Consider the following 13,111-nt stretch of genomic DNA (forward strand, 5'->3'; position numbering starts at 1 on the left):
GCGCCGAGCCGGCCTCCCGCGGCGGCGCGCGCCTCAGCCCCGCGCCCGGGCGCGGATCATGAAGTTGTCGTAGGTGTACTCCGCCACCTGGAACCAGAGGTACTCCTCGTTGCGGAAGGTCCGCATCGCCTCGTAGACGCGGCGGAAATCGGCGTTCTTGGCGGCCATCTCGGCGTAGACGTCGTTGGCGTTCTTGAGGGCGGCCTCCATGACGTCCTGGGGGAACGGCCGCAGCTGCGCGCCGCCGGCCACCAGCCGGCGCAGGGCCTGCGGGTTGCGGGCGTCGTACTTCGCCTGGACGTCGGCGCCGACCTCGGCGGCCGCGGCCCGGAGGATCCCCTGGTAGGATTTCGGCAGCGCCTTCCACTTCTCGGCGTTGAACCAGAAGTGCAGCATGGCGCCACCCTCCCAGAAGCCGGGATAGTGGTAGATCGGCGCGACCTTCTGCAGGCCGAGCCGCTCGTCGTCGTAGGGGCCGATCCACTCGGCGGCGTCGAGCTTCTTGCTCTCCAGGGCCGCGTAGATCTCGGGACCCGGGACCGCCTGCGGCTGCACGCCGAACTTGGCGAGCACTTGCCCGCCCATGCCGCCGATCCGGAACTTCAGCCCCTGCAGGTCGGAGAGGCTCTTGATCTCGCGGCGGAACCAGCCGCCCATCTGGGCGCCGGTGTTGCCGCCCGGCAGGCAGACCAGCCCGGCCTTGGCGAAGACCTCGGCGAACAGTTCGGCGGCGCCGCCCGCCTGCCACCACGCGGCGGCGCCCCGGGCATTGAGGCCGAAGGGCACCGCAGTCGCCAGCGCGAAGGTCGGATCCTTGGCCATGCCGAGGGTCGCCGGCCCGTGGCCCATCTCGACGGTGCCGGCGGCCACGGCGTCGAGCAGGCCCTCGGCCGGGACCGGCTCGCCGGGCCCCTGAACCTGGATCTGGAAGCGCCCGTCGGTGGCCTCCGCGACGATCCGGCTGAGCGCCTCGGGCGCACCGTACAGGATGTCGAGGGTCTTGGCGTAGGCGGAGGACAGCCGCCAGCGCAGCTCCGGGGCGGATTCGGCCCGGGCCGGCGCGGCGAGCGGACCGGTGAGCGCCGCGGCCGCGCCGAGGCCGGCGGTCAGCACGCTGCGGCGCCGCGTCCCGGCCGCGGGGGATCGCGCGAGGTGAGGTTCGTCCAACGGCATCTCGTCCGATCAGGTCCGGCCCGGCCGGGCCGGATCGGGGGTCGCAGGTAGCACGTGCGTGCCGGTTCTCGAAAGCCGCGGGCGGCCGGGGCAGTTCCGTCGCGCCTCGAAACCGGCCCGCGCCCGTGCTAGGCGCCCGGGATGCGCACCGAGCCCGCCGTCACCCTGCACACCGTCTGCGGCCTGGAGGAGCTGGCCGGCCACAGCGCGCGCGGCGTGAGCCACGTCCTGTCGCTGCTCGATCCCGGCACGTCGGAGCCCGCGGCCTTCACCGCCTACGGCGCCCACGCCCGCACGACCCTCCGGTTCCACGACTGCCTCGGTCCGGGCGAGGGCCTCGTCCCGCCGGAACCGGAGCACGTCGCGGCGATCCTCGATTTCGGGCGGTCCCTCGATGGCGCCGGCCATCTCCTGGTCCACTGCCATTACGGCCTGTCGCGCTCCACCGCGGCGCTGCTGACCCTGTTCGCGCAGGCCGAGCCGGACGCGCCCGCCGCCGCCCTGGTGGAGCGCCTCCACGCCCTGCGCGAGCCGGCCTGGCCGAACGCGCGCATGATCGGCTTCGCCGACGCGATGCTGGACCGGGACGGGGAACTCAGCGCGGCGGTGCGGCGGCTGCACGCCCTGCAGTTGCGGGTCCGCCCGCATCTCGCCGAGCTGCTGCGCGGGCTCGGCCGCGGCGCGGAGGTCGACGCCGCGCAGGCCCTGTGATGAGGAGCCCACCCCTCACTTGCCGGCCGGCGTGAAGCTCCCGTCCTTCCATACGTAGAGCACGTAGCCCTGCGCGGTGACGTCGCCCTTGGCGTCGAAGCCGACGGTGCCGAGCACGAGATCGAAGCGCTCGGTGTGCAGCGCCTGCGCGATGGGCCTCGGCTCGGTGGAGTGGGCGAAGTTGCCGGCCGCCACCAGGGCCTGCATGGCCGCGTACCCGTAGATCGTGGAGCCGGTGGGATCGACGCCCTCGGCCTTGAAGGCCTTCACGACGGCCGCGGCGGCGGGCTGCCGGCTCGGGTCGAGGTAGAAGGTCATCAGAACGCCGTTGCTCGCGGACCCGGCGATCTTGGCGAAGTCCGGCGTGGCGATCGCCGAGGTGCCGAACCATTGGGGGCGGAAGCCCCGGTCCGCCGCGATCTTCACGAGGCGGCCCATCTCGGCGGCGTCGCCGCCGTAGTAGACGACCTCGATCCCCGCGCTCTTGAGGCGGTCGGCCAGGGCGGCGTCGTCGGCGTCGCTCGGCGAGAACGACAGGAACAGCGCCTCGTTCACGCCGATGCGGTTGAGGTTGTCCTTGGTGGCGGCGGCGAGGCTGCGGGCCGCCGGCGTCTGGTCCTGGATCAGCGCGATCTTCCGGTCGCGGAACCGCTCGGCCAGCACGGCGGCGGACAGGCGGGCCTGATCGTCGTCGCGGCCGCAGACCCGGAAGATGTTCGGCAATCCCCGGTCGGTGAGCCGCGCCGCCACCGAGGCCGCGGTGATCATCACCACCCCGTTCTGCGCGTAGATGTCGGAGGCCGCGATGGAGGCGTTCGAGCAGACATGGCCGACGACGAGCCGGACGTTGGACCGGACGAAGTGGTTGGCCACCGCCATCGCGGTGTTCGAGTCGCAGGCATCGTCCTGCACGTCCAGGGTCACGGGCTGGCCGTCGAGGCCGCCCATGGCGTTGGCGTCCCGGGCCGCGGCCTCAACGCCGCGCAGGACCTGCTCGCCGACCGCCACGTAGGGGCCAGACCGCGGAACCGCCACGCCGATCACCACGTCGGCCGCCGCGCGGGAGGCCGGCAGGAGCGCGAGACACAGGCTCAGGGCGATCAGCGCGGGCCGGAGCGGCCCGCGGGCGGGGACGAAACGTCCGATCTTCATCGGGCTCTTCTGGGCATCCTTGCGCGACACGTCGGCGCGACGGCGGATGCGGCTCCGTAGCCTCGATCCCGCCCCGCACCCAGTGCCCATACGCGAGGACGCGCCGAAACGCGATTTTTTTCCGCGGCGGTCCTCTGGGCGACCCGGTGCCTGATTCCAGTGCCTACTTGGCGTAGGCGTAGGCCGTCGCCGCGGAGGCGACCGGTCCGGTGACGCCGTTGAAGGCGGTGAGGACCTTCTGGACCTCGGTGAAGGGCGCGTTCGACACGTAGATCAGGTCGCGGTTGCGCATCCGGAACGCCTGCGACACGAACAGGCTGTTGGGGTCGCGCATGTCGATCCGGTAGACCACCGGCACCAGAGGCGTGCCGAGCAGCTTCGAGCCGGGGCTGAGACGACGCACGACGCTGGCCGGCTCGAACCGGAAGATGAAGGTGCCGGCCGGGTCGGCGGCGAAGTCCGACAGGCCGCGCGCCTTGGCCAGCGCCTGCGCCAGCGTGATCCCGTCGGCCTGGAACGGCAGCTCGGTGCTGTTGCCCAGCGCGCCCACCGCGATGAAGGTCTGCGGGTCGCGCACCAGGGTCAGCACGTCGTTGGGCCGCAGGTAGATGTTCTCACGCGGGTTCGACACCACCGTGGTCAGCGGCACGGTCGCGGTCACCGGCCCGCGCGAGAGCCGCACGAAGGTCTCGTTGACCGGCGCGCGGTTGCCGCCGGCGGCGGCGATGACGTCGAGGATGCGGTCGCCGTGGCCCGAGAGCGGCAGGCGGGCGCCGGCGGCGCCCTCGCCGGTGACGGTGACGGCCTGGGAGATCGGGCGTGTGACCGAGACCAGCACCTGCGGCTGGATGGCCTTGCCGGCGAGCTCGTTCTCGATGAGCGCCTGGACGTCCTGGGTGCGGCGGCCGGCGACCTTGATGCGGCCGGCGTAGGGCACCGAGATGGCGCCGTCGCGCCCGACGGGCTGCTCGGGGATGAGGGCGGACTTGGAACCTGCGGAGAAGCGGTCGGCGACGAGGGGCCCGGAGAACAGGCCGCCGGACCCGGCTTCCCAGATGGAGACCGAGACCATGTCGCCGATGCCGATGACCGGCTCGGAGGAGGGGCGGTGGTCGCCGAAGGAGGCGAGCAGGCTGTCCAACGGCCGGCCGCGCAGGGCCTCGACCACGGAGGGAGTGACGTCGATGATCTCGTAGCGGGCGAGCAGGCCCCCGTCGGCCGTGGCGACCTCAGCCCCGGCCTGGATCGCGCTCGCCGTCGGACCCGCCGCGGGCAGGTACGTGCAGCCCGACATCGCCGTGACGGCGAGCAGGACGAGGGGAAGTTTGCGCATCCAGATGTTGCCCATCGGTATTGCCGAGCCCGTGCCTAGCCCATAGCGGCCCAGGTGTCCGTAGCGGGTGAGCCACACTCCGCCCGCCACGGCCGAGACTGCTAAGTCATCCTCGTTAAGCACAGCTTTTTCGGGGCACTGGAACGACAAATGCCGGGCGTATCGCCCGCGGCCGAAATATCGGGACACAAATCCGGACGCTGTCGGCGGTAACGGATCTGCCGATCGACGCCCAGGGCCGGCCGGACCGGGCGCGATCCGCTCGCTGCCCGTCACTGCCCCTGGGTCACCGCCGCGGTGATGTCGCCGTAGACGGCGCTGACGCGGGATACGTAGTAGCGGATGCTGCCCACCGCGACGATGAAGATCAGGCCACCGAGCAGGGCGTACTCCGTCGCGGTGGATCCGCGGAGGTCGCGGGCGAACCGTGCGGCCGCGGCCCGGATCCGACCCGACGGGGCGGACGCCGCCCAGGATCGCACAGCGCGCAGCCCCGCTCCGTCGCCGCCCGGCTCTTCCATGGTCGAACGCGCCTTCCAGTCCCACTGTCCGCGTGACATCACGCGCTCCGAACGCTGGTACCCGAGCCCGATTGCCGCCGGCTTAACGAAGTGTTCGAAACAGGGGATCGGGCCGAGTCCGGGCGGGATAGGCACCGCCCGGCACGGTGACGGGGCGCCCGCGAGGGCGCGCCCGTGACGGCTCAGGCGTGGCCGGCCTTATGGCGCAGGTCGTCGATCCGCTTCGAGGCCTCGGCCTTGTCGAGGTCGGGGTCGAACGCCTTCGGCTCCTTCGCCTCCTCCGACAGCGTCTTCAGATAGGAGGCCTGCGCGCCGGTCATCGGCTCGCCGCCGGTCGTCCACTGGTCCGGATCCTTGATCTGGTTCGACACGTCCTTCGGGTCGGTCTTGGGGTTCTCCGGCGCGTCCTGGCGCGCTCCGGAATCCCGGCCCGCCTTCGAGGTCGCCTTCGCGGTGGTGGTGGCCATGCGACTGATGTTCCCTGATTGTTCGCGTTCTGGGGCATCAACGCGGCCGGCCGCGCCCCGGTTCCTGCGGCCGCGGCGGCGCCGTCGGGCGCGGCGATCTTCCCTTCCTCGCGCCCGCTCCGCATGATTGCGACGCGCGGCGCCCCCGGCGCACCTCGGAGGCACGGTGATCCGGATGACGTCCCAATCACAGCCGACGCCCGATGCCCGGACGGCCGCTCAAGTGCTCGTGGTCATGGGTGTCTCGGGGTCCGGGAAGAGTACCGTGGCGGCGCTGATCGCCGAGAAGCTCGGCTGGATCTTCGTGGACGGCGACAGCTTCCACACACCGGAGCATGTGGCGAAGATGCGCGCGGGCCACGCCCTCGACGACGCGGACCGCGCGCCCTGGCTCGCCCGGATCGCGACCTGGATCCAGCAGCGCCTCGACGCCGGCGAGTCCGGCGTGGTCGTCTGCTCGGCCCTCAGGCGCGCGTACCGGGACGTCCTGACCCGGGGCAGCCGGCGCGTTCGCCTCGTCTACCTCGACGGCGACAAGGCCCTGATCGCCCGGCGCCTCGCGGAGCGCCAGGGCCATTTCATGTCGCCGGTCCTCCTCGACAGCCAGTTCGCGACCCTCGAGGTCCCGGGGGCCGACGAGCACCCGATCACCATCGGGATCCTCGAGCCGCCCGAGGCGATTGCCGACCGGGTCGTGGCGGAACTCGCCGCCGCGGCGCGCCGGGATCCGGGCAGGGAGTGACGCGATGACAGCAGAAGCCGGCAAGGCCGCGGGGATCGCGCTGGTGATCTCCGACGTCGACGGCACCCTGGTGACCGGCGACAAGCGCCTGACCGCGGCGACGGTGGCGGCCGTGCGCCGCCTGCGCGCGGCCGGGATCGGCTTCAGCATCGCCTCGGCGCGGCCCCCGATCGGCCTGCGGAGCCTCGTGGCGGAACTCGGCCTCGACCTGCCGATGGGGGCCTTCAACGGCGCGAGCGTCGTCCGGCCAGACCTGTCGATCATCGAGGAGCGGACCATTCCCGAGGCGGCGGCCCGGTCGGCCCTCGACCGGCTCCTGGCCGAGGGGCTGGATGTGTGGGTCTTCGCCGACGGCGCGTGGTGCCTGCGCGACCCGGACGGTCCCTACACCGACCTGGAGCGCCGCACGATCGGCGCGGAGCCCCGGGTCGTGGCGGATCTCGGCACGCTCACGGGATCGGCCGCCAAGATCGTCGGCGTCAGCCGCGACCACGCCCACCTCGCGGCCTGCGAGACGCGCATCGCCGCGGCACTGGCAGGCCGGGCCACCGTCCACCGCTCGCAGGCCTACTATCTCGACGTGACTCCGCCCGATCTCGACAAGGGTCGCTTCGTCGCCTGGATGAGCGCGCACCTCGCCATCCCGCGCGAGCGGATCGCCACCTTCGGCGATGCCGGGAACGACCGCCCGATGTTCGCGCAGAGCGGCTACGCGGTGGCGATGGGCAATGCCGAGGCGAGCGTCCAGGCGGCCGCGAGCGCGGTCACGGACAGCAACGACGCCGACGGGTTCGCCCGCGCGGTCGAGCGCCTCATCCTCCCCTGACCGGCCGACCGCGTCCGCGCGCCGCCCTGTGGCGCGCGGATCACAAGCGGGCCCGTCGCCCCGGTCGCCCACAGGCTGCCGAACCGGGGCCGCTTTCCGGCCTCATTTCCCCGTGACCTAGCTTGACCACAGAACAAGCAGCACCGGGTCTCGGAATGCATCGCCTCATCCTGGCCGCCGTCCTCGCGGTCGCGCCCGCCGCCGCCTTCGGGCAGGGCGCGCGCGACAATATCGACGCGCTGATCGAGCAGCAGGCCAAGGCGAACGGCGTTCCGGCGAGCTTCGTGCACGCCGTGGTGAAGCGCGAGAGCAACTACAACCCGCGGGCCAAGGGCGGCAGCGCCCTCGGCCTCATGCAGATCAAGCACGCGACCGCGCGCAGCCTGGGCTACACCGGCGACGCCGCCGGCCTGTACGATCCGGAGACCAACCTGCGCTACGGCGTGGCCTATCTGGCGGGCGCCTACCGCACGGCCAAGGGCAACGTCAGCCAAGCCTACCAGTACTACAACCGCGGCTACTACTACGCCGCCAAGCGCCAGGGCATCTCCACCGAAGTCGCCTCGGTGGTCGCGCCGGTGGCAGCGTCGGCCAGCGCCCTGGCGAGCCTGTTCGGCGGCGGCGTCGCCGACACCCGGAACAACCCCGCTGCCGCCGCCCTGGCCTACGCACCCACCGCCGCCGCGGTGGCGGAGGTTCCGACCGAGACCGTCGAGGTACCGCTGCCGCCGCGCCGGCCCGCCGCCCTGGCCGGCGCGGCGATCGAGCTCGCCAGCCTGTCCATCGACCCGGCCGCCGCGGCTCCGGGCCCGGCCCCGGGCACCGCGCAGGCCGCCGCGGCGCCCGCCGTGGAGGTGCCGCTACCGCCGCGCCGCCCCGCGGCCCTGGGCAGCGCCGTCGCGGCGGCCGCGCCGGCGCAGATCGCGGAGCTCCGGCTCTCTCCGCAGCCCGAGGCCACCCCCGCTGCGATGACCCCCGCGGCCGCTCCGGCGCCGACCACCGAGGCCGCGGTCGAGGCCGTCGAGGTGCCGCTGCCGCCGCGCCGGCCGTCGCTCCAGATGCTCGCCGCCGCCACACCGCGGCGCGCGCCGGCCGCCGCGCCGGTGCAGGAGGCCACGGCCCTGCCGGTCGAGTAGCGCGCCCTTCCGAACCGGCCGCGCACCGGGAAACCGCCGGCCGGCCGGGCCCTCTGCCCACACAAGGATCATGCCCAAGGCTTGACCATCGGGTCGATCCGCAACACATAGGCGCCACGCCAGCAACGTGGTTGGATCGCTACGGTACGGACCGGCGCCGCAAGACAGCGGCCGTACGCGGGTGGCGCACGACAGATCTCAGGGCAGGAAACGCCGGTCCACGCGCGCACGTTCGGGCAGTATCCTGTCCGGCGGAACGTCAAAGCGCGATGGATCTCGAAGCGGCAGGCATGCAGGGCACGGACTCTGCTTTCGAGCTGGCAGGAAAGCGGACGGCGCCATGACCGGCGTGGTAGAACAGGAATCTCTCTTTCTCACGGACCTCGGGCGGCGCGTCAGACACGCGCGCACCGTGCGCGGGCTGTCGCGCAAGGTCCTGTCGCAGACCTCGGGCCTGTCCGAGCGCTACATCGCGCAGCTGGAGGGTGGCCAGGGCAACGTGTCGATCATCCTGCTGCGGCGGGTGGCCAACGCCATGGGCGTGCGGCTCGACGACCTGATCACCGGCAACGACGCGCTGCCCGACTGGCCGGTGGTGCGCGACCTCCTCGCGCAGGCGAGCCCGGCGCAGATCGTCGCCGCCAAGGAGGCGCTCTCCGGCGGCAGCCGGCCCGAATCGAGCAACCGGCCGCGCGTGGCGCTGATCGGCCTGCGCGGCGCCGGCAAGTCGACCCTCGGCAAGCTCGCGGCGGAGCGCCTCGGCTGGACCTTCGTGGAGCTCAACGCCGAGATCGAGCGCGAGAACGCCCTCTCGGTCCAGGAGATCTTCGCGATCTACGGCCAGGAGGGCTATCGCCGGCTGGAGCAGGCGGCCCTGCGGCGCCTCACGGAGCATCCCGGGCCGCTGATCCTCGCGACCAGCGGCGGCATCGTCGCGGAACCGCTCACATACGATCTGCTCCTGCAGGCGTTCTACACGATCTGGCTGCGCGCCCGGCCGGAGGAGCACATGAGCCGCGTCCGCGAGCAGGGGCACCTCGCCACAACCGGTGATCACGCCTCCGCGATGCAGGAGCTGCGCGCCGTGCTGGCGAGCCGCGAGCCGCTCTACGCCCGGGCCCCGGCCACGGTGGACACCTCCAACATCCCGGTCCAGACGATGCTGGACCGCCTGACGGCGGCGATCGAGGCGCGGTTCGGGCAGCCCGTGCCGCTGGCGGACTGACCCGCCGCCGGTCGCTGACAGCCATGCGACCGATGCGACCTCAGGGCCGCGCCGGCCCTTGATCGCCGCGGTGCAGCGCACCACGCTAGGGCAGAACCCGCGGTCCGGCGCCCCTGCGGCCCACCTCCGCCCCGGGCGGGAGATCCGCCCGTCCGCGCGGGCGCTGGACCGGCCCCGCCGCACGCGCGATCGGCTAACCCTGCGAAGTCCCGGACGTGAGCATCCGCCCATGAGCGCCAGTCCTGCCTTCAATCACCCCTCGCATGACCTCGCGGTCGTCGACCCGGTCTGGTCGCGGCTGCGGGACGAGGCGGAGGACGTCCTGCGGACCGAGCCGCAGCTCGCCTCCTTCATCGTCGCGACGATCCTGAACCACGCCACCCTGGAAGGCGCGGTCTCCCACCGGGTCGCGGCCCGGCTCGGGCACCCGTCGCTGCCGGCCGAACTCGTCGCCCACGCCTTCCACGAGGCGATCACGGCGGATCCGGGGATCGGGCAGGCGTTCCGCGCCGATATCGGCGCGGTGATCGACCGGGATCCGGCGACGCTCCGGGCACTGGAGCCGGTCCTGTACTTCAAGGGCTTCCACGCGCTGCAGGCCTACCGCCTCGCCCACCATGTCTGGAACCGCGGCCGGCGCGACCTCGCCCTCTACCTCCAGAGCCGGGTCTCGGAGGTGTTCCAGTGCGACATCCATCCGGCCGCGCGGATCGGCCGGGGCGTCTTCCTCGACCACGCCACCGGCCTCGTGGTCGGCTCGACCGCGGTGATCGAGGACGACGTGTCGATCCTCCACGCCGTGACCTTGGGCGGTACCGGCAAGCAGCGCGGCGACCGCCACCCCAAGATCCGCCGCGGCGTGATGATCGGCGCCGGCGCCAAGATCCTGGGCAACATCGAGGTCGGGGCCTGCGCCCGGGTGGCGGCGGGCTCTGTGGTGCTGCGGCCGGTGCCGCCGAACACGACGGTCGTCGGTGTGCCGGCGCGCGTGGTCGGTACCGCCGGCTGCGACGATCCGGCCCGGGCGATGGACCAGCTCGTCGCCCTCGACCAGTTCATCCACCTGGGCGACGGGATCTGACCCGGAGTGGTCGCGCTTGCCGCTCCGCCCGCGGCGTGGCAAGCCCTCGGCCCATCCGCGGCGCCAGCGCCGCCAGGGGAGATCGACCAGCGTGACCAAAGCCGAGACCGCGAAGCTTCAGGACTATCTGCGCCGCAAGTTCGCGAACAACAATATCCGCCTCATGGCGATGAAGACCGGCGACTCCGCCGAGGTGTTCATCGGCGAGGAGTCGATCGGCGTGATCGCCGACGACAAGGAGGACGGCGACGATTCCTTCGTCTTCCGGATGGCGATCCTCGACATCGATCTCGAGGAAGAGGCCTGAGGCGCCGCGCCTCGGCGCCTCCAACGTCCCGGGCCGGATCCCGCCGGCCCGCACCTGTGCACGGATTAACGCTAACGAAGGCTCGTGCTTAACAAGCGGTAAACGGCGTGAGTACAGTGCGCTCAACCTGTATCAGGAGCGCGAATAATGGTCCTCACGCCCGCCGCCCTCGAGTCGATCCGGACCCTGTGCATCGGACTGGCGCTGTCCGGCCTGATCGCCAGCGCTTTCGAGCTGTTCGCGGCGCGGCGGGCGAGCTTCAGCCTGCTGGAGTGCGGCGGTCTGCCGGCGGTGGCCGCGCTGCCGATGCTCGCCTTCTCGGCGCCGTTCATCATCCTGCGCAACACGGTGCGCGGCCGGCGGATCGAGCGGCGCCCGATCCCGTTCGTGATGCTGGCGACCGTCATCGCGTGCGGCTGGAGCCTGCTCTCGGGCCGTGTCGCCCTCGACCTCGCCGCGATGCTGGTCGGCGCCTGACCGGGTTCAGGGCTCGGCGGTGGCCACCTGCGCGGTGCCGTCCTTGCCCTCCAGGGACACCCAGGCCGCGCCGTCCTGGCCGGCCCGCTTGATGAAGTTGTAGCCGGTGCGGCGCCAGGAGCGGATCGCGTCGGTCTTGTTGTCGAGGACGAAATCGCCACGGTCGGTCCGGACCGTCAGCACGGCGTGGCCCTCGTTGGTCTCGTCGATCACCACGGTCATCAACAGGGCGCGCCGCGGCAGGCCGCGCTCCACCAGCATCCGCCGCTTCAGCAGCTGGTAATCCTCGCAATCGCCGAACCCGTCATCCGGGAAGTCCCAGCGGTCGACGACGCCCCAGTGCGCCTGATCGGTGATCGGCCGGATGCGCGCGTTCACGCGGCGGTTGACGCTCTGGAGGGTCCGCCACACCGCCACGGTCAGCGGGATCTCGGCCGGCTCGGCCGTGTCGACCGTGCATTCCTGGGGTGTGCGGGTGCAGAAATCCGTCCAGCCGGCGATCGCCCGTACCGGACCGGTCGGTTCGGCGGCGCTCACCTGATCCGGCAGGACCAGCCGGGCATGGGCGTGGGTCGTGGCACCGCCCATCGTGAGGATCGTGCCCAGCAGGGCGAAACTCGCCACCTGCCGCGACCGGCACGCGGCGTGCGTCCAGCCGCGCCATCGCAGCGGGCCGAAGACCTGACACGAGATACCGCCATCCGCGTGCCGCATGGTTCAAGCCCCCGCCGCCCGATGATGACGGAAGGGTGACACGGCGACGTGCGGCGCACAATGGGTCAGGGTGAGACAGGCAACGCGCCGCGAGCCCTATCGGTTCCGATTTAAGAGAGTGTTGCATCCGCAGAGCTCCCCGAGGAAGCATGCGCTGAGCGAATGGCCGCTCTGCGCCCTCGCGGAAGGCCTTGATTCAAGTCAGCTTTGCCGGCTTCTCAGAACGGCTCGCGCAGGGGATTCGCGGCGGGCCCGATCGAAGCGCATGAAGCCGGCCAGCCCGTCGCGGACGGGGCCGCGCCCCAGGAAAGGACCCGCAATGCAGCCCGCCATCCAGCAGGTGATCAGAGCGCTCGCCGAGGATGGTCGGGCCGGCGCGATCAATATCGCGGAGCACGCGGTCGATTCCTATCTCGCCGACGCCCCGAGCGAGGGCGACAGGGCGCTGTCGCGGGACATCCTGGTGCGGGATCTGGCCAGCCTCCGGGGCGTCGCCCCGCATCTCGCGGCCTTCATCGGCCGGGTCGAGTCCTACGTGGCGAGCCTCGCCCAGCCCTCCCTGAGCCGGGCGGCCTGAGGCCGCTTCACCGGTTGGCGGTGGTGACCGGGGAGGTGACGCCGCCGAGGGAGACCCAGGCGACGGCGTCCTGGCTCTCGCGCTTGATGAAGACGTAGCCGGTCTTGTGCCAGGGCAGGATGGCGTTGGTCTTGTTGTCGAGGACGAGGTCGCCCCGGTCGGTGATGAGCGTCAGCACGGCGTGGCCCTCGCCCTTCTCGTCGATCACCACGGTCATGCGCATCGCGCGGCGCGGCAGCCCGGCCTCGGCCAGCATGTGGCGCTTGAGCAGCTGGAAGTCCTCGCAGTCGCCGATGCCGTCCTCGGCCAGGTCCCAGCGGTCGGCCACGTGCAGGTGGTCCTGGTCGGTCATCGGCTCGACCGCCTTGTTGACCCGCCGGTTCACCGACACGATCGTCGCCCAGGTGGCGGGCGTCAGGCTGATCCGGGCCGGCTCGCCCCGGTCCAGCACGCACTCCGCCGCGTAGGTCTGGCAGAACGTCACCCAGGCCGCGATCGGCTTGGCGTCGCCCAGGACCTTGGCACCGGCCTCGGTCGGCAGGCTCGCCAGCGTCTGCGCCTGAGCCGGGGCGGCGAGGCTAAGCAGCGTCGCCGCTCCGACCAGCATCCCCCGAACCGTCCTGAGAAGCCCCGCGCCCATCGAACCCGTCCCCGTTGTTGAGGACAGGA

At 72.2% G+C, this 13,111-nt stretch carries 16 protein-coding genes; 9 read left to right on the forward strand and 7 right to left on the reverse strand.

Translation table 11 applies throughout. From position 1 onward, the window contains the following. Positions 1-33: 33 nt before the first annotated feature. Positions 34-1,167: a TRAP transporter substrate-binding protein gene (locus J3A75_RS25220; RefSeq protein ID WP_244413111.1), complete on the reverse strand. Its 1,134-nt coding sequence runs from the start codon at positions 1,165-1,167 to the stop codon at positions 34-36. 147 nt (positions 1,168-1,314) lie between these two features. On the opposite strand from J3A75_RS25220, the gene J3A75_RS25225 reads away from it, so the two are divergent. Further along, complete coding sequence (locus tag J3A75_RS25225; protein ID WP_071000020.1) at positions 1,315-1,884, forward strand: tyrosine phosphatase family protein; 570 nt, start codon at positions 1,315-1,317, stop codon at positions 1,882-1,884. A gap of 15 nt (positions 1,885-1,899) precedes the next feature. On the opposite strand, the gene J3A75_RS25230 is transcribed toward J3A75_RS25225, so the two are convergent. The 4 genes from J3A75_RS25230 to J3A75_RS25245 all read right to left on the reverse strand — a co-directional run bounded on the left by J3A75_RS25230 (position 1,900) and on the right by J3A75_RS25245 (position 5,357). Continuing rightward, entirely contained in the window at positions 1,900-3,036 is a 1,137-nt protein-coding gene (locus J3A75_RS25230) for a branched-chain amino acid ABC transporter substrate-binding protein (protein ID WP_012320699.1), read from the reverse strand. A gap of 163 nt (positions 3,037-3,199) precedes the next feature. Continuing rightward, entirely contained in the window at positions 3,200-4,369 is a 1,170-nt protein-coding gene (locus tag J3A75_RS25235; RefSeq protein ID WP_024829136.1) for a polysaccharide biosynthesis/export family protein, read from the reverse strand. 272 nt (positions 4,370-4,641) lie between these two features. Then, positions 4,642-4,929, reverse strand: a complete 288-nt coding sequence (locus J3A75_RS25240; protein WP_071000021.1) for a Flp family type IVb pilin — start codon at positions 4,927-4,929, stop codon at positions 4,642-4,644. Positions 4,930-5,072: 143 nt separating this feature from the next. Further along, complete coding sequence (locus J3A75_RS25245) at positions 5,073-5,357, reverse strand: DUF3072 domain-containing protein (RefSeq protein ID WP_012320702.1); 285 nt, start codon at positions 5,355-5,357, stop codon at positions 5,073-5,075. A gap of 175 nt (positions 5,358-5,532) precedes the next feature. On the opposite strand from J3A75_RS25245, the gene J3A75_RS25250 reads away from it, so the two are divergent. The 7 genes from J3A75_RS25250 to J3A75_RS25280 all read left to right on the forward strand — a co-directional run bounded on the left by J3A75_RS25250 (position 5,533) and on the right by J3A75_RS25280 (position 11,151). After that, positions 5,533-6,099 carry a gluconokinase gene (locus J3A75_RS25250; protein ID WP_024829134.1) on the forward strand — a complete coding sequence of 189 codons (567 nt, stop codon included), beginning with the start codon at positions 5,533-5,535 and terminating at the stop codon, positions 6,097-6,099. A gap of 4 nt (positions 6,100-6,103) precedes the next feature. Beyond that, positions 6,104-6,925: a Cof-type HAD-IIB family hydrolase gene (locus tag J3A75_RS25255; protein WP_053622660.1), complete on the forward strand. Its 822-nt coding sequence runs from the start codon at positions 6,104-6,106 to the stop codon at positions 6,923-6,925. 155 nt (positions 6,926-7,080) lie between these two features. Further along, the gene (locus tag J3A75_RS25260; protein ID WP_012320705.1) at positions 7,081-8,061 is read left to right on the forward strand and encodes a lytic transglycosylase domain-containing protein; all 981 of its coding nucleotides are present in this window, start codon (positions 7,081-7,083) and stop codon (positions 8,059-8,061) included. A gap of 340 nt (positions 8,062-8,401) precedes the next feature. Next, positions 8,402-9,286, forward strand: coding sequence for a helix-turn-helix transcriptional regulator (locus tag J3A75_RS25265; protein WP_012320706.1), 885 nt, complete (start codon positions 8,402-8,404; stop codon positions 9,284-9,286). Between the two features lie 229 nt (positions 9,287-9,515). Then, positions 9,516-10,367 (forward strand): serine O-acetyltransferase, encoded by an 852-nt coding sequence (gene cysE / locus J3A75_RS25270; protein ID WP_012320707.1) that lies wholly within the window; start codon positions 9,516-9,518, stop codon positions 10,365-10,367. A 91-nt stretch (positions 10,368-10,458) separates the two neighbouring features. Then, on the forward strand, positions 10,459-10,674 hold the full coding sequence (locus J3A75_RS25275) for a DUF3126 family protein (RefSeq protein WP_012320708.1): 216 nt from the start codon (positions 10,459-10,461) through the stop codon (positions 10,672-10,674). A 147-nt stretch (positions 10,675-10,821) separates the two neighbouring features. Further along, the gene (locus tag J3A75_RS25280) at positions 10,822-11,151 is read left to right on the forward strand and encodes a DUF6949 family protein (protein WP_209650804.1); all 330 of its coding nucleotides are present in this window, start codon (positions 10,822-10,824) and stop codon (positions 11,149-11,151) included. 6 nt (positions 11,152-11,157) lie between these two features. Here the strand turns inward: J3A75_RS25280 and J3A75_RS25285 are convergent, their stop codons facing one another. Beyond that, positions 11,158-11,865, reverse strand: a complete 708-nt coding sequence (locus tag J3A75_RS25285) for a transglutaminase-like cysteine peptidase (RefSeq protein WP_012320710.1) — start codon at positions 11,863-11,865, stop codon at positions 11,158-11,160. Between the two features lie 319 nt (positions 11,866-12,184). Between J3A75_RS25285 and J3A75_RS25290 the strand changes: the two genes are divergently transcribed. Beyond that, a complete protein-coding gene (locus J3A75_RS25290; protein ID WP_012320711.1) occupies positions 12,185-12,442 on the forward strand; it encodes a hypothetical protein in 258 nt (85 codons plus the stop codon). Between the two features lie 7 nt (positions 12,443-12,449). Here J3A75_RS25290 and J3A75_RS25295 read toward each other — a convergent pair whose 3' ends face one another. After that, positions 12,450-13,049 (reverse strand): transglutaminase-like cysteine peptidase, encoded by a 600-nt coding sequence (locus J3A75_RS25295; protein ID WP_199825802.1) that lies wholly within the window; start codon positions 13,047-13,049, stop codon positions 12,450-12,452. Between the last annotated feature and the right edge of the window lie 62 nt (positions 13,050-13,111).

The sequence above is a fragment of the Methylobacterium sp. PvP105 genome, from assembly GCF_017876975.1.
Taxonomy (GTDB): Bacteria; Pseudomonadota; Alphaproteobacteria; order Rhizobiales; family Beijerinckiaceae; genus Methylobacterium; species Methylobacterium radiotolerans.